Source organism: Paraliomyxa miuraensis (assembly GCF_026337845.1).
Lineage (GTDB): Bacteria > Myxococcota_A > Polyangia > Nannocystales > Nannocystaceae > Paraliomyxa > Paraliomyxa miuraensis.
In genome coordinates, this window is the sequence record NZ_JAOVZF010000151.1 from 220790 (window position 1) to 244707 (window position 23918).

At 70.7% G+C, this 23918-nt stretch carries 18 protein-coding genes; 8 read left to right on the forward strand and 10 right to left on the reverse strand.

Annotated elements, in window-relative coordinates; all coding sequences use genetic code 11:
• The first annotated feature begins 181 nt into the window (after window positions 1–181).
• The 3 genes from OEB96_RS18935 to OEB96_RS18945 are packed head-to-tail and all read left to right on the forward strand — an operon-like array spanning window position 182 to window position 4475.
• Complete coding sequence (locus OEB96_RS18935) at window positions 182–1960, forward strand: tetratricopeptide repeat protein (RefSeq protein WP_266217574.1); 1779 nt, start codon at window positions 182–184, stop codon at window positions 1958–1960.
• Window positions 1944–3188 carry a PDZ domain-containing protein gene (locus OEB96_RS18940; RefSeq protein ID WP_266217576.1) on the forward strand — a complete coding sequence of 415 codons (1245 nt, stop codon included), beginning with the start codon at window positions 1944–1946 and terminating at the stop codon, window positions 3186–3188. The genes OEB96_RS18935 and OEB96_RS18940 overlap by 17 nt, the downstream gene beginning before the upstream one ends.
• A gap of 24 nt (window positions 3189–3212) precedes the next feature.
• Entirely contained in the window at window positions 3213–4475 is a 1263-nt protein-coding gene (locus tag OEB96_RS18945) for a cytochrome c (protein WP_266217578.1), read from the forward strand.
• A 16-nt stretch (window positions 4476–4491) separates the two neighbouring features.
• Here the strand turns inward: OEB96_RS18945 and OEB96_RS18950 are convergent, their stop codons facing one another.
• Entirely contained in the window at window positions 4492–5211 is a 720-nt protein-coding gene (locus tag OEB96_RS18950) for a TetR/AcrR family transcriptional regulator (protein WP_266217581.1), read from the reverse strand.
• A 5-nt stretch (window positions 5212–5216) separates the two neighbouring features.
• A complete protein-coding gene (locus OEB96_RS18955; protein ID WP_266217583.1) occupies window positions 5217–6662 on the reverse strand; it encodes an aldehyde dehydrogenase in 1446 nt (481 codons plus the stop codon).
• A gap of 110 nt (window positions 6663–6772) precedes the next feature.
• Here OEB96_RS18955 and OEB96_RS18960 point away from each other — a divergent pair, with 110 nt between their 5' ends.
• A complete protein-coding gene (locus tag OEB96_RS18960) occupies window positions 6773–7369 on the forward strand; it encodes a TetR/AcrR family transcriptional regulator (protein ID WP_266217585.1) in 597 nt (198 codons plus the stop codon).
• 60 nt (window positions 7370–7429) lie between these two features.
• Here the strand turns inward: OEB96_RS18960 and OEB96_RS18965 are convergent, their stop codons facing one another.
• Together OEB96_RS18965 and OEB96_RS18970 are read right to left on the reverse strand one after the other, a co-directional pair.
• Window positions 7430–11404, reverse strand: coding sequence for a VIT domain-containing protein (locus tag OEB96_RS18965; RefSeq protein WP_266217587.1), 3975 nt, complete (start codon window positions 11402–11404; stop codon window positions 7430–7432).
• Window positions 11405–11465: 61 nt separating this feature from the next.
• The gene (locus OEB96_RS18970) at window positions 11466–13865 is read right to left on the reverse strand and encodes a hypothetical protein (protein WP_266217589.1); all 2400 of its coding nucleotides are present in this window, start codon (window positions 13863–13865) and stop codon (window positions 11466–11468) included.
• Window positions 13866–13948: 83 nt separating this feature from the next.
• Here OEB96_RS18970 and OEB96_RS18975 point away from each other — a divergent pair, with 83 nt between their 5' ends.
• A complete protein-coding gene (locus OEB96_RS18975; protein WP_266217590.1) occupies window positions 13949–14449 on the forward strand; it encodes a hypothetical protein in 501 nt (166 codons plus the stop codon).
• Window positions 14450–14467: 18 nt separating this feature from the next.
• On the opposite strand, the gene OEB96_RS18980 is transcribed toward OEB96_RS18975, so the two are convergent.
• Window positions 14468–15790 (reverse strand): radical SAM/SPASM domain-containing protein, encoded by a 1323-nt coding sequence (locus OEB96_RS18980; RefSeq protein ID WP_266217592.1) that lies wholly within the window; start codon window positions 15788–15790, stop codon window positions 14468–14470.
• A 50-nt stretch (window positions 15791–15840) separates the two neighbouring features.
• Complete coding sequence (gene arfB / locus OEB96_RS18985; protein WP_266217594.1) at window positions 15841–16278, reverse strand: alternative ribosome rescue aminoacyl-tRNA hydrolase ArfB; 438 nt, start codon at window positions 16276–16278, stop codon at window positions 15841–15843.
• 165 nt (window positions 16279–16443) lie between these two features.
• Here arfB and OEB96_RS18990 point away from each other — a divergent pair, with 165 nt between their 5' ends.
• Complete coding sequence (locus OEB96_RS18990; protein ID WP_266217595.1) at window positions 16444–17991, forward strand: RCC1 domain-containing protein; 1548 nt, start codon at window positions 16444–16446, stop codon at window positions 17989–17991.
• Between the two features lie 142 nt (window positions 17992–18133).
• On the opposite strand, the gene OEB96_RS18995 is transcribed toward OEB96_RS18990, so the two are convergent.
• Window positions 18134–18397 (reverse strand): hypothetical protein, encoded by a 264-nt coding sequence (locus OEB96_RS18995; RefSeq protein ID WP_266217597.1) that lies wholly within the window; start codon window positions 18395–18397, stop codon window positions 18134–18136.
• Here OEB96_RS18995 and OEB96_RS19000 point away from each other — a divergent pair.
• Window positions 18396–19733: an RCC1 domain-containing protein gene (locus OEB96_RS19000; protein ID WP_266217599.1), complete on the forward strand. Its 1338-nt coding sequence runs from the start codon at window positions 18396–18398 to the stop codon at window positions 19731–19733. The genes OEB96_RS18995 and OEB96_RS19000 overlap by 2 nt on opposite strands.
• 198 nt (window positions 19734–19931) lie before the next feature.
• Here the strand turns inward: OEB96_RS19000 and OEB96_RS19005 are convergent, their stop codons facing one another.
• From OEB96_RS19005 to OEB96_RS19015, 3 genes are all read right to left on the reverse strand, one after another.
• Window positions 19932–21068 carry a succinylglutamate desuccinylase/aspartoacylase family protein gene (locus tag OEB96_RS19005; protein WP_266217601.1) on the reverse strand — a complete coding sequence of 379 codons (1137 nt, stop codon included), beginning with the start codon at window positions 21066–21068 and terminating at the stop codon, window positions 19932–19934.
• A 242-nt stretch (window positions 21069–21310) separates the two neighbouring features.
• Window positions 21311–22633: an FKBP-type peptidyl-prolyl cis-trans isomerase gene (locus OEB96_RS19010; RefSeq protein WP_266217603.1), complete on the reverse strand. Its 1323-nt coding sequence runs from the start codon at window positions 22631–22633 to the stop codon at window positions 21311–21313.
• A gap of 155 nt (window positions 22634–22788) precedes the next feature.
• Window positions 22789–23007, reverse strand: coding sequence for a hypothetical protein (locus OEB96_RS19015; RefSeq protein WP_266217605.1), 219 nt, complete (start codon window positions 23005–23007; stop codon window positions 22789–22791).
• Between the two features lie 153 nt (window positions 23008–23160).
• On the opposite strand from OEB96_RS19015, the gene OEB96_RS19020 reads away from it, so the two are divergent.
• On the forward strand, window positions 23161–23778 hold the full coding sequence (locus OEB96_RS19020; protein ID WP_266217606.1) for an RNA polymerase sigma factor: 618 nt from the start codon (window positions 23161–23163) through the stop codon (window positions 23776–23778).
• Window positions 23779–23918: the final 140 nt, after the last annotated feature.

Genomic DNA, 23918 nt, shown 5'->3' on the forward strand with positions numbered 1-23918 from the left:
GCGGTCGGTCGGGGGGCCCGAGGCCGGGCCGGCTGCCCTGGGCAATTGGGCCACCGGGCTCGCCCAGCACGAGGCGATCGCCGTTCGCTCGGGCGAGCCCAGCGCCACGGGTCGCGGCTTGGGCCGGATCGACCACGGTTCGTTTCCGACGCGGGCCGAATTCTGCCAAACTGGTTGGAGCGTGAGCGAGACGGGGAGCAGCATGGGCATGCGGCGAGCCCTGGTCCCGATCGGGATTCGGGCCCGTCCCGCTGCGCTCTATCGCATCCCCGTCACGCTGATGCTGCTGGGTCTGTTCATGATGGCGCTGCAGGCGGGACAGCCCCTGCTGGGCCTGACCATGCTGATGACGGCGGCCATCACCACGCTGGGCTTTGCCTGGCGCGGGGCGGGACGCAGCGGCTCGGCGGTGCTGAGCCTGCGCGACGAAGGCGATGCGCGGCTGGTCGATGGTCGCTATCGCGAGGCACGGGCGCTGTACGAGCGCTCCCTGGCCCTGGCCGAGCGCGAGCTGCCCCCGGCCGCGCCGGAGCTGCTGGTCAACTACTACAGCCTGGCGGCGGTCAACTCGATGCTGCACGACCACGCTCGCGCGGGACGCTATCTCGAGGAGCTGCTGCGAGGGCTCGACGATCGCGTGCCCGCGCCGTGGGCCGGGCACGTCGCGTGGCTGATGCGACGGGTGGCGCACCACTGCTCGCGACAGGGCGACCACGCCCGCGCCCAGCAGCTGTGCCGCCGGGCGCTCGACCTGGTGGGGGATGCTCCTGGCGCCGACGACAACACCGTGCGCTCGCTGCTCGACGACCTGGCGTGGGTCGAGCATCACGCGGGGCACTACGCCGAGGCCGAGGTGCTGTTTCGCGAGGGACTGTCGGTGCACGAGCAGTTCCGCGACATGGTCCTCGAGCAGGCGCAGCGCCCTCGCAGGCGGCCGGGGCAGGGGCGCTCGCCCTATCGCGAGCCGGGCCCGGCCACCGCGTCGACCTCGGGCGGGCTCGATCGCGCGGTGGCCTATAGCCTGCTGGGACTGGGCTGGACGATCTACGAGCGCGGGCGCTACGACGAGGCGCGTGTCTGCTTCGAGCGCGCCCGCATGATCGCGATGCGCCTGGCCGTGGCTCCGCTCGAGCCGGTGGGCGACGGGCTGTGGATCGAGGTGCTGCGGGGGCAAGCCGCGGTGGCCGTGACGCTGGGTGAGTACGAGCAGGCGCAGGCGCTCTACGGCGAGGCCGATCAGCGCTCGGTCGACGCCGACGAGGCAGTCCAGCGTGCGGCGCTGCTGGTCGACATGGGCTGGCTCGCCCGCTGCCAGCGGCGCTACGACGATGCCGAGGCGCTAGGACGCGCTGCCCTCGAGGCGCTGGGTCGTGCGCGCGAGGGGGCGGCGGCCGTGGCCAGCGCGCTGCACGAGAGCCTGGCCGAGCTACGGCGACGTCAGGGCAAGATCCGCGAGGGTCAACGACACGTCCGTGAGGCGCAGGAGCTGGCGGGCCGCTGCCTGGGCTCCGATCACCCGCGGATGGCGGGCATCCTCTCGGTCGCGGCTCGCCTCCACGCGGCGCGCTCCGAGACCGTGGAGGCCGAGCGAACCGCCCGGCTGAGCCTGACCGTGCTCGAGGCCAGCCTGGGTGCCGATCACCCGCGGATGTCCGATGCCCACCTCGCGCTGGGCGAGGCCTTGCTGGCGCGAGGACGCCTGGGCGCGGCCGAGCGCAGCCTGGGTCTCGCCCTCGAGCTGCGGCAGCGGGCGGTCGGCGCCGAGCACCCGGAACTGGTGGAAATCCTGGAGGCACAGGTGGCCGTGCTGCGGGCGTCCTGCCGGGAAGACGAGGCGCAGGCCGTGCTCGAGCGCGCGGTCCAGCTCAGCGAGCGCCTGCTGAGCGGTCCCGACGGCACGAGCGGCAGCACCAGCGGCTCGGCTGATGGCATGCTCGCTCATCATGAGCACCCAGCGTGATCGAGGCCCGAGGGGCGAGCCGGTGTGGAGGGCGTGGGCATCATGGCTGCTCGCAGGGGCCTGTGCCGCGGCCGTGCCCGGCTGCGATGCGCTGACGTCCAAGGAGCCCGCGCCCACCGAGGCCAAGGCATCCCCGCCCGCCACGGCCTCGCCCGAAGCGTCGACAACCGCCCCGGCCCCCACGCCGACTCCCGTTTCGGTGCTCGTGGGCGTGCTCGACGGCGCGATCCAGGCGCCGTCCGAGGGGGGCAGCACCTATCGCGTCGACGCCTACGTGGCCGCGCTGATGGTCGAGCACCTGCGCCGGACGCCTTCGCCGTTCATGGCGTGGCGCGCCGCGGAGCCCGATCCCGCTCGGCCCGCGACCGGCTATCGCGTGGGTCCGCTGCCGCCTGACAGCCCGTTCGCCCGCCTGGGGCTACGAGAGGGCGACATCGTGCAGGAGGTCAACGGCGTGTCCACGGCCGAGGCCGGGTGGTCCGACGAGGCGCTGCGCCGCGGCGAGAACCAGATCACCGTCACCGTGTTTCGCGACGACGTGTCGATCACCCTGGCGTATCGCCTGATGGGGGGCATGGTCTGGCAGACGCTGCTCGATCCCACGCGAGCCGGCGCCGGGACTCCGCTCGCGACCGGCGATGGCGGGCTGGCGATGGTCGATCCGGTCGACGAGGATCCCCTGCGGGGCAGCGGGGATGGTGGTGGCTCGGGATCCAGCGTCGGCTCGGGGGGCTCGTCCCCGCGTCCCTCATTGCCGTCGTCGCCGTCGTCGCCCTCGCGTCCGTCGACCGCGGGGGGCGGCAGCAACAGCGGCGGTGGTACGAGTGCAGGCGGCTCGGGCTCGGGCTCGGGCTCGGGCTCGGGCTCGGGCTCGGGCGGCAGCAAGGCGGTGGCGCGCTGCTCGAGCGAGGACAATTGCACGATCGACAAGGCCTACTGGAACAGCATGGTCGGCTCGCCCACCAAGCTGCAGGCCCAGGCCGACGTGGTCCCGGCGATCCGCGACGACGTGTTCAGCGGCTACAAGCTGCGGACGGTCAAGCCCGGCAGCGCGGTGGCCCAGCTCGGCTTTCGCAGCGGCGACAAGATCACCCACGTCAACGGCAAGGATCTGACCGACGACGCCCAGGCCATGCAGCTCTACTTCGGGATCTCGTCCACGAAGGTGTTCAAGGTGCGCTACGTTCGGGGCAGCTCCACGCGCACCAAGACGATCACGGTGGTCTAGCCGGTGCCTCGAACCTCGCGCACGATGACCGGAGCCTCGCGCTCGACCGCCTCGCGCCGCGGGCGAGGGCGCCGTTGGCTCATCAAGCTGGGGCTGGGCGGGGTGCTGCTGGTCGGCGTGCTGCTGGCGCTGGGGGCCGGCGCGCTGACCCTGCTGGGGATGCCCACGTACGAGGTGCCGAAGGTCGCGTTCGAGGCCGAGCCCACGCCGCAGCGGGTCGAGCGAGGCAAGCGCCTAGTGAGCATGCTGTGCCGTCGCTGCCACTACGACGGCGCCACCAGGGCGCTGACCGGCCGCGTGCTGCCCGAGACCCGCCTCGGTCGACCGAGCGCGCCCAACCTCACCCGCGAGCCGCAGGTGGGGATCGGCGGGTGGTCGGCGAGCGAGCTGGCCGTGCTGCTGCGCACGGGCATCCATCCCAAGACCGGGGTGCTCGTGCCGCCCTCGTTCATGCCCCGCTGGCCGCGCCTGGCCGACGAGGATCTCGCGGCGATCGTGGCGTTCCTGGGCTCCGAGGACGCGTGGGTGGCTCCGCATGCGGAGGAGCCACCACCCACGCAGTACTCGCTGGTGGCACGCTATCGGGCGCTCTGGAGCTGGAGCCCGCTTCCTTATCCCCGTGCACCGATCGAGGCACCGGCCGAGGTCGAGCTCGAGGCGCACGGAGCCTACCTGGTCGATCACGTGCTGCAGTGCGCGGCGTGCCACAGCGCACGGTGGGGTGACTTCGATGCGCTCGATCCTCCGCGAACGCCCGGCTACCTCGCGGGCGGAGCGGCCACCGGAGACGTCAACGGGGTCGTGCTGCGCGCCGCCAACCTCACCCCGGATGCCACCGGCCTCGCCGGCTGGACCAGCGAGCAGCTACGTCGGGTGCTGGTCGACGGCTTCGGCCGCGACGGCAAGGTGGTGCGCTGGCCCATGACGCGGCACGCGGGGCTCGAGCGCATCGAGGTCGAGGCGATCCACGCCTACCTGCAGACGCTGGACCCCGTGGTCAATGTGGTGGAGGAGAGCCCGCCCTACCGGATCGTCGGTCGCAAGGCCGATGCGGGTCGACACTTCTACGTGCTCTACGGGTGTCAGTACTGCCACGGCGACAAGGGGGTGGGCGTGGCCGATCTGCGCGGTGCGGCCAAGCGCTTCGCGACCGACGAGGAGCTCACGACGTTCCTGCGCGATCCGTCGAAGCACGATCCGCTCCCGATCATGCCGGCCTACGCGGGGGTGATCGGCGAGGACGAGTACGCGGAGCTGTGCGAGTACGTGCGGCGACTGGGGGGCTGAGAGCGCGCGAAGGAGATCAGCTCGCCGCCCGGGCCTGGTCCTCTCGCTCCACCATCCCCCGCACCATCGCCGCCAGCGTGGCCGAAAGCTCGGGGCCGAAGTCGATGCGCAGCGGCTCCATCTCGGGCCGTGCGAGCACCTGCGCGACCACTGGGGCCGGATCGGCCATCTGTCGCAGCCCAACCAAGAGCGCATGCAGTCGCAAGAGCACCCGCGCGCCGCTGCCCTCGGGCAGGCCCGGCACGGCGCGCTCGACCACCACCGCTCCCTCCTCGACCTTGCGCAGCAGCATCTGCTTGAACGCCAGCGCCGACTCGGTATCGATGTTCTGCTCGAGCACGGTGTGCAGCAGCGACAGCAGATCGACGAACGTCTCCCGCTGCACCAGCGTGTGCGTCACCGCGGCCGCAAAGCGCTCGGGCGCGTCCGACCCGGACCCGGACCCCGATCCCAGCCCCGATCCCAGCCCCGATCCCAACTGGATCCGCCGAAGCTCCCCCGCCAGCGCATCGAACCATTGCGCCAGCTCGTCCTCGAGCGTGGCGAGGAACAGCTCCTCCTTGCTGCGAAAGTAGAGGTAGAGCGTGCCCTTGGCCAGGTTGCAGCGGCGTGCCACCTCGGCCATGGTGATGCCGTGGTACTGCTGCCGGCCGAGCAGCTTGGCCGCCACCGTCAGGATTGCCCGACGGCGCGCAGCCTTGTCCTCGTCCTTGCGGGCGCGTTGCTTGACGGCCATGGGGCTCAGCCGACCAGCTTGCGCATGTACTTGAGCTTGCCCTCGTAGGGCGGATACTTGATCGACGGATCGAGGAAGTTGGCGGTCTTGAGCACCGACTTGCGGTGCGAGAACGCCTCGAACGAGTTGCGGCCGTGATAGGCCCCCATCCCGCTCTCGCCCACGCCCCCGAACGGGAGATCGGGGTCGGCGAGGTGCGCCAGCGTGTTGTTGATGCAGCCGCCTCCGAACGAGACGCGCTCGATGACCTTGCGCTCGTCCTCGCCGCTCTGGGTGAACAGGTAGAGCGCCAGCGGGTTGGGGCGCGCGGCGACGGTGGCGATGGCCTCGTCGAGCGAGTCGATGCGCATGATCGGCAGGAGGGGGCCGAAGATCTCGTCGGCCATCACGCGGTCGTCCATGCTCACGTCGGTCATCAGCGTGGGTGCGATGTAGCGCTGCTCGCGATCGTGCTGCCCGCCGTGGGCGACCTTGTCGGGATCGATGAGGCCGACGAGGCGCAAGAAGTGGCGGTCGTTGATGATGCGCCCGTAGTCGGCGCTCTTGCTCGGATCCTCGCCGTAGAAGTCGCGGATGGCCGCCTTCATGCGCGACACCAGCCCGTCGTGCACCGAGGCCTCGACCAGCAGGTAGTCGGGCGCCACGCAGGTCTGCCCGGCGTTGACGAGCTTGCCCCACACGATGCGCCTGGCGGCGACGTCGAGATCGGCCGAGGCGGTGACGATGCACGGGCTCTTGCCGCCGAGCTCGAGCGTCACCCGCGACAGGTGCTCGGCTCCGGCCTTGGCCACGACGCGACCGATGCCGGTGCCGCCGGTGAAGAAGATGTGATCCCAGCGGCGCGCGAGCAGGGCCTGCGAGGTCTCGACCCCGCCCTCGAGCACGGCCACGTGCGCGGGGTCGAAGGCTTCACGAGCGATCTCGGCGCACGCGGCGGACGAGGCCGGCGCCAGCTCCGAGGGCTTGAGGATCGCCACGTTGCCCGCGGCCAGCGCCCCCGTGACCGGCGCGAACGCCAGCTGTACGGGATAGTTCCACGGGGCGACGATCAGGTTCAGGCCCAGAGGCTGGTAGTGGATGTAACTACGCGAGGGCGCGATCGCCAGCGGCGCCAGCGAGACGTCGGGCTTCATCCAGCGGCCGAGATGACGCAGCGTATGCTTGATCTCGGCCGTGGTGTAGCCGACCTCGGTGAAGTAGGCCTCGGTCGTGCTCTTGTGCAGATCGGCGTGGAGAGCGTCGATGATGAGCTTCTCCTTGGTTTCGAATGCATGCAGCAGGGCTCGCAGCGCGTCCTCGCGGGCGGCCTGCGGCAGCGTGCGACCGGCCCCGAAGAATTGTCGCTGCGCCTCGTACAGCTCGTCGATGCGATCGTGTAGGGCTTGCCCGTGCAGCTCGGGCGTGGCTGCGACTTCGAGGGGAGCAGAGCCGGGGGAACCTGAGCCGTCCATGTGGGTCGCAGCTTGGGTGACCCCGGGTCATTTGTCAACTGGATTGGGGGCTGTGGGTTGGACCCTGGCCATGCACATGCCATTCTGCGCCACCCCCAATGCAGACACGGATGAGTGTGGCGAGAAAGCACGATCCCGAGGCATCACGCGCTGCGATCCTCGACGCAGCCGAGCGTCTCTTCCTCGAACGAGGCTTTGCCGGTGCCTCCATGAGCGAGATCGCCAAGGGTTCCGGCGTGACCAAGAGCCTGATCCACCACCACTTCGGTTCGAAGGAGGCGCTGTGGCGCGAGGTCAAGCGGCGGCGCTTCGCCGACTACCACGCGCAGCAGCTCGCGCTGTTCGCCCGCCAGGGCCCCACCGCGGCGCTGCTGCGGGAGTCGATGGGCGTGTACCTGCGGTTCTTGCTCGACAACCCGGCCACGGTGCGCCTGATGTCGTGGGTGCAGCTCGAAGGCGATCGCGAGCTCAACGTGATGGTGCAGGAGCTGCGAGACAAGGCCATCGAGCACCTGCAGGCGGCCCAGGATGCAGGGGTGCTGCGACGCGACGTGCCAGCGCCCTTCATCCTGGTGACCTTCCTCGGTTTGGTGAAGGCGTGGTTCCTCGAGCCCGCCAACCTCGGCCAGGGACCCCAGGCCGTCGAGACGTATCTCGACTTCGCGTGGTCGCTGTTCTCGAGCGGCGCGCTGCCACCCGAAGCGTAGGTCGCAAGCCCACGCATCGGCGGTGCGTCATGCGTGGGCTCTGCGTCGCTCGGTCGCCGGTCAAGGCGATGGTGGCGTCGGCTCGGGCAGCGTCTGCAAGCCCTCGAGGGTGAGGGTGTCCACGTGGAGCCAGGCATCGTCCTCGAGGGCAACGAAGGGATGATCGACCAGGCGCACGAGGCCCTCGCCGTCGTGGTGGAGGATCTGCACCTTGCCCAGGCCGTGGCCCATGGGGCCGCGGTCGTAGTAGTGCACGGTGATGCGGCAGGGGAACGCGTCGGGGGCGAGGGGCACGATCACGTGCTCGGGCCCGAAGCCGGCGTTGACGTCGGCCACCAGGCCTCCGCCTTCGATCGTGGGATCTTGGGAGTATGCGGTGCCGCGCGTGCCGGCCTCGACGTGCAGGTCCACGTCGTTGGCATCGGCCTCCCAGGTGGCGGTGATGCGCAGCGTGGGCTCGGTGGCCATGGGCACGCCGATCGCGGCCAGGCGCTCGCGGATCGAGCCGGTGCGGGTGGGCTGCAGGCGCCGCCACACCGCGGCCACGATCCCGAGATCGTCGGCGAGCACGCGGTGGACCCCGGAGAAGCGCGGGTGGAACGGCTGGCGTAGGGCGTGCTCGAGCACCTCGAAGGCATCCTCGGCCCGGCCCTGGCGCAGCAGCGCATGGGCGAGGTTGCGGTGGCCGCTGGGGTGATCGGGGCGATCGGTCAGCGCATGCTGGTAGGCGTCGACGGCCAGGGCCAGCGCGTCGGGATCGTCGAGCGCCTCGAGGTTGGCGGCGGCGAAGCGACGCATGTCGGCGCGCGAAGGGTAGAGATCGAGGATCGAGCCGTAGGCGCGAGCGGCTCGGCGGAGGTCACCGCGGGCACGCGCGGCCTCGCCCAGGGCGATCAGGGCCAGCACGTCCACGGGGTCGCGCTCGCGCCGGGCCACGGCCAGGGAGAGTGCGCGCGAGGGGTCCTTCACGATCGCGCTCTGGATCTCGACGAACAGCTCGGCGGGAGTCGTGGGCCGATCCGGCTCTTCCTCTTCTTCCAGCGGCTCGAGCGACGAGTCGTCCGGAGGCCCGCCGTTGGGTCGGAACACGAGGGTGAACGTGACCGGCGAGCGGGAGGCCGGTAGGCGCCACTCGAGCAGCGTGGACTCGAGGCAGCGCATCAGGGAGTCGTTCCACAGCCGCTTCTGGCTCAGCTTCTGCGCCGAGATCACGCGGCCGGTGGCGTTGGTCTGCAACACCACCCTCACGTGGCCCTTCATGCCGTAGTCGCTGTGGCGCCCATCGGAGAGCGCACGAAAGTAGCAGTGCTCGATCGGGTCGAGCTGCTTGCGAATGGCCCGATGCACGCGGCGACGCGAGCCGGCATCGTCGAGGCGAAGGCCTCGCACGTGCACGGTGGGGTCCACGTGTCGAGGCGGCCCCAGCGGTCCCATCGGGGCCGGCATCATGATGGGGGCTTGCACCACGATTCGGTGCTCGCCCCCCGAAGCTCCGGCCAAGGGGATCTCCGCGGGCTCGGGGGATGCTGCGGGCGCGACGTCGACGACGCTCGTGAAGTCGCGGGACGACGAGCTGCTCACCGGGATGTTGCGGAATTCCTCCATCGAGATCACGCGCCCGGTGGTGGTCTCGGGTATGGGTTCGGACTCGGGCTCGGACTCGGACTCGAGGACGGCCTCGGTGGGCTCGGGTTCGTCGGCCGGTGGCTCGAGCGCGGACGGGAGCCCGAACGTCGGCTTGGTCGTGCCGGATGGAGGAGGTGGTGGCGATGGCTCGAAGTCGTAGAGGACGTGTCCCGCCGCGAGGTCGTCTCGATCCTCCTCCGCGGCTCGGTCCTGGCGTCGCGCTCGACGACGCGAGCGCGAGCTCGAGACCCTCTGGGCGAGCGGGCGAGACTCCACTCGGATCATCCGCTTGAACTCTTGGTCGGGATCGATCGAGAAGTTGGCGCGGAACTTGGCCCTGGCCGGTAGCGTCGTGACCTTGCTGACGTCGGCCTGCCCATACAGCACCTGGATGGTGTACGTCCCCGGCGGCAGGTTGCGGAATGCATAGAGGCCCTGGGCATTCGTCGAGGTCTCGCGACTGCCACCCGTCAGGCACGTGCACTGGAGGATCAGCAGGGCATTCGAGAGCCGTTCCTTGGTGGCTTGGTGGGTGACGACACCGGAGATCGCTCCGGTCGCCACGGGCTGCTCCGTCTCCAATTCGGGCTCGTCGGTCTCTGGCTCTGGTTCTGACTCTGACTCTGGCTGTGGCTCTGACTCGTCGGGGATGGTGCGATCGACGACCTCGACGCCGTGCTCGCCCACGACGAGGATCTCGGCGAGGGCGCGACGGTCGAGTCCAAAGCGGGCGTAGTCCTCTTCGGTGTCGAGCACGAGGAACGAGGTGAAGTCGTTGAAGATGCGATGCCGTACCGACAGCTCGACCACGTGCCGGCGCAGGCGCTCCGACTCGAGGGCGTCCTGCAAGGCGGCCATGCGGGTGACCAGGCCCTCGATCTGCCCCTGCCGCCACTCGTGTGCGACGAGGGCCGAGGTGGAGTCGCGCAAGGGAACGTCGACCTCGTGGTGGACGGGTCCGGAGACCTGCACGCGCAGCGGCTGAGACTCGTGCAGCTCGGTGTAGAGCATGATGGCGTCGCCGGGCTGCATGCCATCGAGGCGGGTGGGGCTCCACCAGCGCGCACCGGGGACCTCGACGCGCAGGCCATCGAAGGTGGGCGTCGCCAGGCGCTCGGCCACGCGCTCGGGGGTGGTGGCGAGGGGATCGACGATGACACCCGAGCGAGGCAGCGGACCGGAGACCAGCCGTCGCAGGTGGGCCTCGTCGCGGACGCTGCCGAGGACCAACGCATCGAGCCGCTCGACGCCGGAGCCGGAGAGGGCGGCGAGCTGGCGGCGCAGGGCGGCCTCGGAGAGCTCGCCGGCGGAGACCAAGCCGTCGCTGACCAGCAGCACGCGTTGATGCTCGCCGCCCTCGAGGGCTCGCAGGGCGCGACCGAGATCGGAGGCACCGAGCGGCCGGCGAGCGTGCAGGGTCGCGAGGCCCGAGGCGCCGAAGCCGAGGAGCGGACCCTCGTAGATCGGGACGACCTCCTGATCGAAGGCCAGCACCTGGAGATGCGCGGTACCGGCATGATGAGTCAGCGCCTTCATCACGCGGCCGAGAGCCTGCAGGCCCTCGTCGAAGTCGAGGGCTCGCGAGGCGCTGGTGTCGACGAGGACGGTGAGGCGGCGAATGGCGCTGGGCTCACCCGGGTCGACGCCGAGCAGCGGCTGCACGCGTGCGAGGATGCGCTCGCCCTGGCGTACGCCGTCGTGGGGCGGGGCATCGCGGGCGACCACGAGATCGCTGCGGGGAGCCTGGTGATACTCCTGGCGCTCGACCTCGTAGGGTGGGCGGCGCCCCAGGGGGTCGATGATCGTTACGCTGGCATCGAGGCGTTGGAGCCAGGGCAGGTCGCGCAAGGCGAGGCGATAGGGCTGCTGCGGATCGGGGAGGGTCTGGACGTAGGTGATCCGCAGGAGCTTGCGCTGCTGAGGCTCGATGGGGAAGACGCGACCGCGGAAGCGATTGCCGGTGTCGCGCTCGAGGATGGCGGGGTCGCGGTCCTCGAGGAGCATGGTCTCGTAGGCCTGTCGTGCCTCTTGCTTGCCGACGACCTCGGCCTCGTGCCAGCCGTCGCGGCCATGCATGGCGAAGCGGGTGACGCGTGCGCCCGGTGGCAGGAGGATCTCGAACTGGCCCTCGGTCTGGGAGTAGAGCGGATTGTCGAAGGCGAGCTGGAGCTCGGTGAGGGCAAGCGGTTCCTCGAGGACGGCGCGGGCGTGCAGCTCGGAGAGGATGAGGCTGGTGCCGTCGGCAGCGGTGAGCATGACCGGCGGATGACCGGTGGTGGTCTCCTGAGCGGGGGCGGGCGTCTCGTAGGTCAGCGGCCGTGCCACGCCACGGCCGGCGTGGCACGAGAGCACCAGCAGCACCAGCAGGCAGGCGAACGGAGCGAGCAGGCGTGGTGAGAGCGAGCGCATGAGCAGGGGCGAGCGCCCGTGGGCCACGGTGAGCTCGGCGAGGGGACGAGCGACGCTAGCATCAACGGTCGGCGTGGGGTGGCTTACATGCCCACCTGCCGATCACGCCCATGAGCGCCAGCGCCAGCAGCATCCACAGCGGCTCGAGGGGATCGGGCTGCGGTGGTGACGTGGGCCACGCGTAGCGCAGCTCGCCCTCGGTGGGCGGGGGCATGCCATGGCGCGTGCGGACCTCGGGCGCGAGCTGGCCAAAGGGTTCTTCGGCGCAGCGCACCGTCACGAGCGGCGAGACCTCGGCGTGCTCGCGAAACCACGCCTGGGGGTCGAGCGGCTCGAGGGGTGGGAACGGGGCCGCCACGCGAGCCAGTCGAACCTCGATGGGCGGCGTACCGCCGTGCTCGAGCGCCCAGTGACGGCAGAGGTAGCGCGCGTGCCAGGTCGTCAGCCACTTGCGCTGACCGCTGACCGCCTCGTCGACCTTGCGCCAGCGATCGTGTCGCAAGTAGGGGCGTCGCAGGTTCTCGGGGTGCTGCAGCTCCGTGCGCAGGTCGTGAGCGACGCCGGCCTCGTCGACCACGATCGTGCGCAACGTGACGTTGGTGCGCGGTCCGTTGGGCGCGAACATCGACCAGAGCTGGCGCGTGAACGTCAGCTCCATCCACGGGTCGACCGTTGCGCGCGCGCGGTTGCGCCACGGCAGACCCTCGCCCGACGGTAGCTGCCACACGAGCAACGAGACGAGGTGGTAGGCGACCAGCCCCCCTGCGGCGAGGCGACCGGCGGGGCCATGGGCCAGCGGCATCGGGAGCGGGGCGGGAGCTCGAGGAGCACGTCTCGCTGCGCGCCAGCCCACGCCCACCAGCACGGCGGCGGCCAGCAGCCACGCGGCATGCCACCAGGCGATCGATGCGGTCTCGGGAACCAGCGCCAGCGTGCCTCCGAGCAGCACCAGCGCACCGGCCCCCGCGATCGCCCAGCCCGGGAGCGCCGCAGCGTCACGGTGCAGATGGGGCAGCGACGGGTCCTCGGCCTGCACCGGCGTCGCGCGCCGCAGGTGCTCGGGCACGGGAAGCCCGAGCCGACCCAGCGCCTGCATCACCCGCTGCACGGCCGCGATGCAGCCGGATCCGATCCCGCACACCAGGTACGCCGAGATCGTCGCGCTCGCGAACGTGCCGATCTCGAACAGCACCAGGCTCACCCCATGGAACACGAACCCAAAGCCCAGCCACCACCGCGGCGCGAGCAGGCGCAGCACCCATGGTCGCCAGCGGTCGTGTCGCCGTGGCCCGAGCGCGACGCACAGCGCCAACAGGACCGCGCCGGTCCCCACCGCCCACGCCCGGGGCCGCGCGACCACGGGCGCATCGGCCAGCGCACTCGGCCATAGCGCCCACACCATGGCGGCGCCCGCCACCACGAGCCAGCACGCTCGCGCGGCCATGCGCGCGCGCCCGGTCAGCGCGGGCGCTCCCACCGTGGCGCTGGCGCGCAGCCACAGCCCCAGCACGAACAGCGGAAACAGTCGCTCCCACCACATCACGCTCCAGGCCGCCAGGCGAAACGGCCACGGTCCCAGCGCCACCGTCAGCGCGTGCCAGTCGAGCCGGGCGTAGCGATCGAGATGCATCGAGAGCCACAGCGTGTCCCCCGACACCCAGGTCGATCCCGCCTTGGTCCAGCCATTGGCGCAGTAGCAGATCGCCAGCTGCGCCACGAGCAGCAGCTGAGGCCACGCGGGGACGCGGGGGTAGAGCGCCTCGAGGCCGTGCGGGTGCGCGGGGCCGGGCGGCGCCCCGCGGCCGGAGGTGGGGCTCTCCCCGTCCCGATCGATCCGGTCGAGCCGCCCCTGACGGGCGAGCCGCCGATGGCGGCGCCAGGCGTCCACCCCGAACGCGGCGCCGCTGCGGGCGAACAGCATCGGCACCAGCAGGCCCAGCATCACCTGCTCGCCGCCCCAGTGGGCGTCGCCTCGGCGCAGCAGCCCTGCGAGCAAGAGCCATGCGATCACCGTGCTCGCGCGCGTGTACCAGCCGAGCACCATGCCCAGGCCGGCCCCGGTCAGCACCACGAGGTAGCCCTGCACGAACGCGGGGTCGTCTCGAAAGTAGAGCAGCGACCACCGGCCGTGGGCGACGTGCTGCACCACCGACCATGCGTCCGGGAAGCCGGCCGGGTGGCGAACCCCGTCGCCGTAGCCCGACAGCGCGCCGCGGCCATAGACCTGCGGGACCGCCGCGCGGGGCAGCAGCCCCTCGTCGGAGAACAGGTAGTCCGCAAGCGGCGCGATCTCGACCACGTAGCCCAGCAGGCACGAGCCCAGGGCGATGCGGAACAGCGCGAGGGGTCGGGGGTCGACCGTCCCCAGCAGCACGCGCCGGAGCGCCTCGCGGTGCAGGGAACAAAGTACCACCACCGCTGCGATCGCGGCCCCGAGCGCGGCCGCCAAGGCCGTGACCATCGCTCGCATGCTACATCAGGCGCCCACTCGACCGAAGCTCGATGTGGCCCGGGTCCGGGGAGGGCTGCTATGCTGGGGTGCTCATGTCCGCTTATGTCGATTGCCTTGCGTGTGCGTACCTGATTCGGGCCAAGGAGCCGAGCTGCCCGTTCTGCGGTGCCAGCCAGCGCCATGCCTCCGCTCCACCGTCGCGGCTGATGCTCGGGCTCTCCCTCGGTCTCGGGCTGTCGCTGTTCGGCTGTGGTGACAAGGAGGGGGACACTGCCAACGACTCCAACCCCGATCCCACCTACGAGGCCGACGCGGTGACCTACGCCGGGCCCGACTCGTGGACCGACACCAGCCCGGGTGAGGACACGGTCTGGGGGACGACCACCACGAGCACGACCCACGATTCGAACGACACTCAGGAGGCCGATGCGGTGACCTACGCCGGCCCCGACGAGACCGACTCGATCGGCGGCGCCACCACCGAAATCGGCTCGACCTCCAGCTCGACCACCGACATGGACAGCCAGGAGGCGGATGCGGTGACCTACGCCGGCCCCGACGAGACCGACACGGCCACCGGCGGCACCGGCTGAGTGCCAGCGGCGCGGCGTCTACTCCAGCGCCACCGGATACCCCGGCCCGCTCGGCTCGACCAGGCGCGACACCCGGGGCTCCTCGATCTCCACCGGCCCGTGCTCGGCCCGCAGCGCCGGATCCTTGTGCTCGCGGATCACCCGAAAGAGCCCGTTGTCGAACCCGCCCCCCGCCGCGCCGCGCACCTGCTCGATGCGCTCGCGCAGCCCCTGCCGATCCATCATCAGCGCGCGGTGGTGACAAAATGGGTTGTTGCCCGGACGCCCCAGCAGCGGCTCGGCCGCCGCCGTACAGCCGGCCATGCAGGTCTGCGCGTAGTAGCACTCGCGGCAGTACCCCCACAGGTCATCGACCGTGCGCTCGCGGATGTAGCCGAGCTGGTAGGTCTCCTCCCAGATCTTCTTGATCCCGTGCACCCGCCACTTGCCGCCCACGTTGAGCGGGCCCCCCAGGCTCGGGCAGTTCTTGATGCCCCCGTCGCTCTCGATGCCCACCACCGAGACCCCGGCCACGCAGCCCTTCCAGTGCTTGTTCTGGGCGCTGCGTAGCCGTCGCTCGATCGGTCCAAAGTACCCGAGGTTGTTGCCGGGCCACAGCCTCACCCGCCGCTGCGCGGCGCGCTCGATCACCCGATCGAGCGTCTCGAACAGCTCGAGGTACATGTACGGCTGCAAGATGATCTCCGGGTGATCGGCCGCATTGCCGTGGGGCACCGTGATCTGCAGCTGCCACGAGTGCACCCCCTCGTCGGCCAGGACCTCGAGCAGCGGCAGCAGCTCGTCCTTGGTCAGCGCATTGATCTGCGAGTTGCAGGCCACCCGCCCGCCCGCCGCCCGAATGTGGCGCAGGCCCGCGAACGCCCGCTTCCAGCTGCCCTTGACCCCCCGCAGCCGGTCGTGCGTGGCCTCCAGCCCGTCGATGGAGAAGGTCACGCTGCCGATGCCCGCCTCGATCATCGCCTCGGCCCGCGCCTGGCTGAGGTTGAGCCCGCCCGTGGTCATGGTGCAGCTCATCCCCGCCTCGCGGATCGCCCGGATGATCAGGATGAAGTCGTTGCGCAGGTAGGCCTCGCCCCCGATCAGCACCACCTCGCCCGCCCCGAGCTCCTTCAGCTCCTGGACCACCTGCAGGCACTCCTCGGTCGAGAGCTCGTCGGGCCTTCGCTGCCCTGCGCGTGGCCCACAGTGTGCGCACTTCTGATCGCACGCCAGGGTCAGCTCCCACACCGCCCAGCGCGGAGCCCGGGCCTTGGTCCGCCGTTCCTGGGTTGCCCAGCGATTGTCGGGGGTGGGCAGCTCGGTCACCACCGGCAGCCGCCGACGCACGTCTTGCAAGGACATCGCGTCAATCTACCACGGCGAATCGAGCTCGGCCGGCGCCGGCTTTGGTGTCACCCATCGTCCGTTCTGCGCACGCGCCCGCGCCCGCTCTTCTTTTGCGCCTGCTGGCGTTTGCCCTCGAGCCGGCGCTCCATGGATCCCCGCGTGGGGCGAGTGGGCCGGCGGTGCTTGGGAGGCACGAGCGCCCGCCTCACCAGCTCGGCCAGCTTGGCCCGCGCGTCCTCGAGGTTGTCGGCCTGCGAGCGCGTGGCCTGGCTGGTCACGCACAGGCGCCCCTCGGCGTCGAGCCGCGAGCCGGCCAGCGCCCGCAACCGCGCCTTGACGCCGTCGGGCAGCGCGCTCGAGCCCCAGAGATCGAAGCGCAGCTCGACCTTGGTCGCGACCTTGTTCACGTTCTGTCCGCCGGGACCCCCCGCACGGACGGCCGTCCATTGCAGCTCGGAGGCGGGGATGACCACCCGCCCGTCGATGTCGAGATCGTCGGCCATGGCGTGAGAACCTGAAGGAGCACGAGGGCGCAAACGTAGCAGCTGTCGGCGATGTGTCCAGCGCGACCCTTTGTTATTCTGACGTCTGCGATGCGGAGCACGGGCAGTGGGGTCTTGGTCGGGTTCGCGCTGGTGAGCTGCACTCCCGTACCAGGGGGCTTGGCCATGACGAGCGGTACGGACGACTCGAGCTCCGGGTCCTCCACCGGCATGGCCTCCACCACGGGGACCACGATGGTCGGGACCACGCTGGAGGACGACTCCACCACCAGCAGCGGCAGCACGAGCAGCAGCAGCAGCGGGCTCGATGGCAGCAGCACCGGTCCGATCTGCACCCCGGGCGAGCTGGCCTGCGCATGCGATGACGGAGCGTGCAGCGGGGACCTCTCGTGCATCGAAGGGGTCTGCACCGTACCCCTGTGCGGCAATGGAGCCGTCGACGCGGGCGAGGCCTGCGACGATGGCAATCGCACCGACGGCGACGGCTGCCAGGTCGACTGCACCGTGTCGCCGGGCGCGGCCGAGGTGGTCGCGGGCGACGAGCACGTCTGCGCGCGGTGGCATACGGGCGCCATCAAGTGCTGGGGGGTGTTCACCTCCGGCCGGCTCGGCTACGCCGGTCAGGCCCAGAACGTGGGCGACGACGAGACGCCCGCCGACAGGCCGTTCGTCGATGTCGGCGCCCCCGTCACCCAGCTCGCGCTGGGCCCCGACTTCACCTGCGCGCTCCTCGACACCGCCGAGGTCAAGTGCTGGGGCGTCAACCTCTACGGACAGCTCGGCCAGGGACACGTCGGCGAGCTGGGGTTGCTCGAGGAGCCGGCCGCCATTGCGCCCATCGACTTCGGAGCCGACGTCCCGCTGCAGATCGCCGCCGGGGGCGAGCACGCCTGCGCGGTGATGCAGAGCGGTGCGCTGCGCTGCTGGGGCCGCAACGACTACGGCCAGATCGGCCTGCCGGGCTACACCGCCGTCGGCGACGACGAGCTCCCGAGCGTGGTGGGTTCCGTCGACCTCGGTGGCGGCGTGATGGCTCTGCAAGTGGCGACGGGCCTCGACCACACCTGCGCATTGCTCGATGACGGCGGCGTGCTGTGCTTTGGCCGCGACAGCGTTGGCCAGCTCGGCACCCCGGGGACCGGATCGAGCATCGGCGACAACGAGGTGCCGTCGTCCGCCGCTCGGGTGATGCTCGAGGCCGGCCTCGACGTGACCATGATCGCCGCTCGCCACAACCACACCTGCGTGGCCTACGACGACCAGACCCTCCATTGCTGGGGCGAGGGAGGATTCGGCCGCCTCGGCTACGGCGACACGTCCACGATCGGCGACGGCGAGGAGGTGTCCTCGGTGATGCCGATCGATCCGATCGGCAGCGAGCCCACCAGCCTGGGGATGGGCATGATCCACACCTGCGTGCGCCTGGCGAGCGCCGAGATCTACTGCTGGGGCGAAGGCGCCAACGGCCGCCTGGGCTACGGCAACACGACCGATCGCTACGCACCCACGCTGGCTCAGGTGGTCATGGTTCCGCCCCAGCTGTCGCGCATGGTCACCGCCGGACGCGACTTCTCGTGCGGCACCACCATGCTGGGTCAGGTCAAGTGCTGGGGACGCAACGACCTGGGGCAGCTCGGCTACGGCGCGGCGTGGACGACCGACCTCGGCGACAACGAGCCCATCGACTCCGTGGGTCCGGTGAAGATCGAGTAGCACCAAAGTCCCCTGCGAGCGCTCGGGTCCGCGCGTGGGTCGTGAACGCGGGCAGCCCGGGTCGGGGGCGCAATTGCGGAGCGAGGACCGATGTGCCCTGCGCGGCGCTTTGCTATCCTGGCGCCGCGATGCGATGCGTGAACTACGGAATCTTGGCTTGCTTGGCAGTGGCGGCGTGCAATCCCAGCACGGGGGGAATGGGGACCACGGAGGACAGTGAGGGGTCGAGCTCCAGCTCCACGGGGCCCGATCCCACCGCGATGGAGACGACCGCGGTCGACACCACGGCGGGCAGCAGCGAGGCCACCTCGAGCGAGAGCAGCAGCGGCGTGGTCGACAGCAGCAGCAGCACCGGCCCCGGCTGCCCTCCGGGCGACGAGGGCTGCGCGTGCGACGAGCGGGACATGTGCGCCGATGGGTTGGTCTGCATCGACGACGTGTGCACGATGACCCTGTGCGGCAATGGAGACCTCGACGACGACGAGGTTTGCGACGACGGCAACCAGACCGACAGCGATGGCTGCGACAACGACTGCACCGTCTCGGCGGGCGCGGTCGAGGTGGTCGCGGGCGACGAGCACGTGTGCGCGCTGTTCCATACCGGCGACATCAAGTGCTGGGGAGCGTACGACTCGGGGCGCCTGGGCTACCTCGCACAAGACCAGGACATCGGCGACGACGAGACCCCGGCCAGCGCGCCGTTCGTCAACGTGGGCGCCCCGGTCGAGCAGCTGGCCCTGGGCACCAACTTCACCTGTGCGCTCTTGGCCACCGACGAGGTCAAGTGCTGGGGCGACGGTCAGCACGGCCGCCTGGGGCAGGGCGATCAGGCCGACCTGGGCAGCGACCAGGAGCCGGCCGACATCCCGGCCATCGACTTCGGAGGCGGCACTCCGATCCAGATCGCGGCCGGAGGCGAGCATGCCTGCGCGGTGATGCAGAGCGGCGAGCTGCGCTGCTGGGGGCGCAATGATCACGGCCAGATCGGCCTGCCGGGCATTGCCGCCGCGGGCGACGACGAGCTGCCGGGCGCGCTGCCGCCGGTCGACCTCGGCATGGGCGTGGTGGCCCAGCAGGTGGCGGCCGGAGCCGACCACACCTGCGTGCTGCTGGGCGGCGGCGACGTGCTGTGCTTCGGTCGCGACAACGCGGGGCAGCTGGCCACCCCGGCCACCAACGCGAGCATCGGCGACGACGAGGCCCCGAGTGCCTCCACCCCGGTGCTGCTCGGCGGGCTCGCGGTGATGATCGCCGGTCGCTTCAACCACACCTGCGTGGCCTACGACACCGGCGAGCTCCAGTGCTGGGGCGACGGCGGATCGGGACGGCTGGGCTATGGCAACACCGACAACGTGGGGGACGACGAGGACGTGGCCCTGCTGCCGCTGGTGGATACCGTGGGCAGCGACCCCACCAGCTTCGGGATGGGCCTGGCGCACACCTGCGTGCGCGTGGGCACCACGCAGATCTTCTGCTGGGGCGAGGGCAACAACGGTCGGCTGGGCTATGGCAACGCCAACGATCTGCTCGAGCCCTCGATGGATCAGGTCAACCTCGCCCTGCCCGAGGCGCCCCGCATGGTCACCGCCGGCCGCGAGTTCTCGTGCGCCACCACCCAGAGCAGCCAGGTCAAGTGCTGGGGCCGCAACAACCGCGGCCAGCTCGGCTACGGCATGGCGTGGACCACCGACCTCGGCGACAACGAGCCCATCGACTCGATCGGCCCATTGCAGGTCGAATAGCCCACCACCCAGGAGGGCCGCGGAGGGGTCCCCGATGCGGCCACCAACCAGGAGGGCGAAGCCCGACCGCCGGGGAGGGGGCCCCGATGCGGCCACCACCAGGAGGGCGAAGCCCGACCGCCGGGGAGGGGGCCCCGGGACGGCTTTGCCGGCCCGGGGGAGGGCTGCGAAGCCCTCCATCCAGACATAGTAGGGGGACTACGGTCTTCGGCGGAAGAACTCCAGCCCTGGCGGCCGGGCTCTCACCCCGTGGTATCCGAGCAGCCGAAGCGTGCGCATCATCGGTGCCGGCGGCTCGGTGCCGTCGTAGCGCAGGCGATTGGGATTGCTCGCGTCCCAGTGCAGGCCCGGCCACGCCGCCAGCAGTCGCGCGGGCGTTCCCTTGCGGGCGAGCGCCGAGGCCATCAGCCAGCGCCGGGTGATGGCCTTGGCCAGGAAGAACCCGTCGCTGCCCTGTCCCTGGTAGCGCGGCAGCATCACCAGGCCGTCCTCGCTCGCGTGGATCGGTCCGTCGTGGTCGGTCGCCAGCCGCTGCCCCGCGCGCACGGGGCTGAAGTTGTCGAAGCCGGGCTCCATCTGGAAGCCATCGCCGGGACTCGTGCCGTGCCGCTGCAGGATGCGAACTCCCGGGGGCAGGCCCTCCGCCCTGGAGCGAAGGCGCTCGCGCTGCGCTTGCACCCCGCCGGGCACGTGGCGCGCGTCGAGGTTGCCCACCTCCACCAGGGTCAGCCAGATCACCGCCTCCAACAGCGCCGCCGTGCGCGGATCCTCGTGCTGGCCGCCCTCGATCGCCACGCCCATGTGGCCGCGATCGACGAGGTAGCCGAACATCACGCCCTCGAGGATCTCCTCGAGCCCCAGCACGGTCGGGATGGGCAGCCGCAGCGCCAGCTCGCGGTTGCGGGTCACGTCGGGGATGATCGAAAACGGCGCGGCGGGTCCCGAAGTGCTGTGGAGATCGACGAACACCAGCGGTTGCGGTGACTCGGCCTCGAGCGGCCCGAACACCTCGAGCAGCCCACGCTGCTCGGCATCCTCGGGGGTCTCGCCGGGCCGTGGCTTGGCCACGCGCTCGCACGTCTGCGGCGTCCATCCTCGATTGAGATCGCGCTCGAGATAGCGACGATCGGCCGCGATGGCCTGCAGGTTGCCGGCCACTCCCACGAGCTTGCCGGCCAGATCCACGTTGCGGCGCGATAGCTCGCGCAACACCGTTTGAACAGCGTCCAGGCCAGCGGGTTCATTGCCGTGCATGCCCCCGATCGCGATCACGGTGCGGCCGGGACGACGACCCTCGACCACGCCGAGGATCCGCTCGACCGAACGCCCGCGCATCGACACCGCGGCGGTGCCCCCTATGGAATCGGAGAGGTACAGGCCCAGAACGATACCCCTGGCGAACTGGCCGACCCAACGGCTGCCCAGTGCACATGCTCGTGAGGATCCCGACCGATCGCTCCATCATCGGCGGAGCGCGCGACGCAGAACGAGAAGCGGCGGCACCGAACTGGCACCGCCGCTTCCTCGCACGAAGCGATCCCCTTACGTGGTCGTCGACGCGCGCGCGGACGCGGATCCTACGGATGGCCCGGCGGCAGCTCGGGGCCGCCGTTGGCCTTGATCGACAGCAACTGCACGTCGAACACCAACATCCCGGCGGGCTTGCCCGGCTTGTTCTCGTAGGCGAGCTCCACGGGGATCCAGAACCGAGTCTTCTCGCCCTCGACCATCAACTGAAGGCCCTCGGTCCATCCCTTGATCACGCGGTTGAGCGGGAACGAGGTCGGCTTGCCGCGGGTGACCGACGAGTCGAACATCTTGCCGTCGGTGGTCCAGCCCGAGTAGTGCACCTCGACCACCGAGGTCGGCTCGGGGTGAGCCGTGCCCGTGCCCTTCTCGAGCACCTTGTAGGCCAGACCCGAAGCCGTCTTGGTGGCGTCGGCGGGCGGTCCGGCGACGTCGGCCGGCACCTCGGGCGGCGGCGGAGGCTCGGGCTGCTCGTCGATCGAGATCAGCTCCACGTCGAACACCAGCATGCCCGCGGGCTTGCCGGGGGCGCCCGCGTACGCGAGGTTCTCGGGCACCCAGAAGCGGGTCTTCTCGCCCACCACCATCATCTGCAGGCCCTCGGTCCAGCCGGGCACCACGCGGTCGACGGGGAACGTGGACGGGCGTCCACGCGTGACCGACGAGTCGAACATCTTGCCGTCGGTATGCCAGCCCGTGTAGTGCACCTGCACCCGATCCCACTTGCGCGGCTTCTTGTCGCCGGTGCCGGGCTGCAGCACCTTGTACGCCAAGCCCGACTCGGTGGTGGTGGCATCGGCCGGGGGTGCGGCCACGTCGGCCGGCACCTCCGGCGCACGCAGGACCTCCTCGAGCTGGATCTCGTAGGTCAGCACGCCCTCGGGCGCGCCCTTGCGCCCCTTGTAGGTCAGCTCGGGCGGGATCCAAAAGCGCATCGTCTCGCCCATCTTCATCAGCGTGAGCGCCTCGGCGAGGCCGGGGACCGGTGGTCGGTTCATGCGCACGAGCTTGGGGGTCTTGCGTCCGTCGGTCGTCTCCACCGTGGCCCCGTCGGCCGTCCACGCGGTGAGCTGCACCCTCACGCTGTCGTTCTCGGTGGGGCCGGGCTCGGTGCCGGGGCTGATGCTCTTGTAGGCGATGCCCGAGGCGGTCTTGGTGGCGTCGGCCGGCGGCACGCCCACGTCGGCCGGTGCCGGTACCTGCTTGCCCCGCGGTCGGCGGGGGTTCGCCTTGGTGTCGCCCGCCTTCACGTCACCCGCCTTGGCATCGGCCGTGGACTTGGCGTCGGCCTCGACCTTGGCGGGGGTGGTGGTCTGGGACGTACAGGCCGACAAGGCAAGGAGCGCGACCAGGTATGAGCTGAGCGACTTCACGGCGGCGGAATGTAGCGCCGCCCTCGCGCGGTGTCACGAGGGGCACCCAGACGCCCCTACACCGGCGTCCAGACCCCCGTGAAGGGGCCGCGCCGCTCGCCGCCTCGTTTCCCCTCGGAAGCGGGCGGACGCCGGGCTCCGCAGTCGAGGCTCGCTCAGTCGGCCGACGAGGAGCGCTCTCGCTCCTGCTCCACCAGCGAGTCGAGCACGTCGGCGAGCTTGGTCAGACGCTGGGCGAGCAGCCGCGTCTGCTCGGCCGTGAGCTCGACGGGCTTGCCGTCTCGCGTGGTGGCTCGCATCGCGATGGCTTCCCGCTGGGTCTCGATCCAGGCGAAGACCTCGCTGACCTTGACGACTTCGGCGGTGCTCTTCATGGGCGCAATGGGCGGTGGAGCCTCACACCTTGTTACCGCCGATCGGCGACAGGAGACACCCGGTCGTTCAAGTGCTTGATACAACCCGGGTTTTCGTGCATGCACGGCGTCTCCCCGTGGACCGCTCCTTCGGCGTCGGGCACCATCGGATGCATGGACCAGGAGCGGGCGGCGCTCGAAGAGCAGATCCGTGGCCTCTGCGAGGCCGGGCAGTGGGGCCCGGCCGCCACCACGGCGTTGCGGGGCTATGGGCCCGAGGTGCTCGGCTATCTGTCGGCGATGTGTCGCACCGAGACCGACGCCGCCGAGGTGTTCTCGAGCTTCTGCGAGGATCTGTGGAAGGGCCTGCCCGGTTTTCGCTGGCACTCGAGCTTTCGAACGTGGGCCTACACGCTGGCCCGCCACGCGCTCTATCGCCTCGCTCGCGACCCCCAGCGCCGGCGCGATCGCATCGTGGCGTTGTCGGACTCGCCGGAGGTGCTCGAGCTCGCCGAGCAGGTGCGCACGACCACCATGATCCACCTGCGCACCGAGACCAAGAACAAGTTCACGGCCCTACGCGATCAGCTCGAGCCCGATGATCGCACGCTGCTGATCCTGCGCGTCGATCGAAAGCTCGCGTGGAACGAGATCGCATCGATCATGGCCGATGAAGCCGAGCCCACCCTCGAGCAGCTCAAGCGCGGCGCAGCCACGCTGCGCAAGCGATTCGAACGAGCCAAGGAACGCCTGCGCAAGCTGGCCATCGAGCAACGCTTGATTCCCGACTGAGCGCGCTGTCCTCCTCTACCTGGCTGGCGATCGAAATCGCAACACCGGCAACCTCGCGCTGGCTCGTCTGAAGCCGAGCGAGATCGAGAAGGGCCTGACGGTGTGAGGGCGGAGATGCGACCCCGCGGGTCCCGCGGGGT

Excerpts from the sequence above, each read along its gene's own strand:
- OEB96_RS18940 (WP_266217576.1), top strand. The coding sequence starts at position 1,944 with ATGAGCACCCAGCGTGATCGAGGCCCGAGGGGCGAGCCGGTGTGGAGG.
- OEB96_RS18945 (WP_266217578.1), top strand. The coding sequence starts at position 3,213 with ATGACCGGAGCCTCGCGCTCGACCGCCTCGCGCCGCGGGCGAGGGCGC.
- OEB96_RS18950 (WP_266217581.1), bottom strand. The coding sequence starts at position 5,211 with ATGGCCGTCAAGCAACGCGCCCGCAAGGACGAGGACAAGGCTGCGCGC.
- OEB96_RS18955 (WP_266217583.1), bottom strand. The coding sequence starts at position 6,662 with ATGGACGGCTCAGGTTCCCCCGGCTCTGCTCCCCTCGAAGTCGCAGCC.
- OEB96_RS18960 (WP_266217585.1), top strand. The coding sequence starts at position 6,773 with ATGAGTGTGGCGAGAAAGCACGATCCCGAGGCATCACGCGCTGCGATC.
- OEB96_RS18965 (WP_266217587.1), bottom strand. The coding sequence starts at position 11,404 with ATGCGCTCGCTCTCACCACGCCTGCTCGCTCCGTTCGCCTGCCTGCTG.
- OEB96_RS18970 (WP_266217589.1), bottom strand. The coding sequence starts at position 13,865 with ATGGTCACGGCCTTGGCGGCCGCGCTCGGGGCCGCGATCGCAGCGGTG.
- OEB96_RS18975 (WP_266217590.1), top strand. The coding sequence starts at position 13,949 with ATGTCCGCTTATGTCGATTGCCTTGCGTGTGCGTACCTGATTCGGGCC.
- OEB96_RS18980 (WP_266217592.1), bottom strand. The coding sequence starts at position 15,790 with ATGTCCTTGCAAGACGTGCGTCGGCGGCTGCCGGTGGTGACCGAGCTG.
- arfB (WP_266217594.1), bottom strand. The coding sequence starts at position 16,278 with ATGGCCGACGATCTCGACATCGACGGGCGGGTGGTCATCCCCGCCTCC.
- OEB96_RS18990 (WP_266217595.1), top strand. The coding sequence starts at position 16,444 with ATGACGAGCGGTACGGACGACTCGAGCTCCGGGTCCTCCACCGGCATG.
- OEB96_RS19000 (WP_266217599.1), top strand. The coding sequence starts at position 18,396 with ATGTGCGCCGATGGGTTGGTCTGCATCGACGACGTGTGCACGATGACC.
- OEB96_RS18995 (WP_266217597.1), bottom strand. The coding sequence starts at position 18,397 with ATGTCCCGCTCGTCGCACGCGCAGCCCTCGTCGCCCGGAGGGCAGCCG.
- OEB96_RS19005 (WP_266217601.1), bottom strand. The coding sequence starts at position 21,068 with ATGCGCGGGCGTTCGGTCGAGCGGATCCTCGGCGTGGTCGAGGGTCGT.
- OEB96_RS19015 (WP_266217605.1), bottom strand. The coding sequence starts at position 23,007 with ATGAAGAGCACCGCCGAAGTCGTCAAGGTCAGCGAGGTCTTCGCCTGG.
- OEB96_RS19020 (WP_266217606.1), top strand. The coding sequence starts at position 23,161 with ATGGACCAGGAGCGGGCGGCGCTCGAAGAGCAGATCCGTGGCCTCTGC.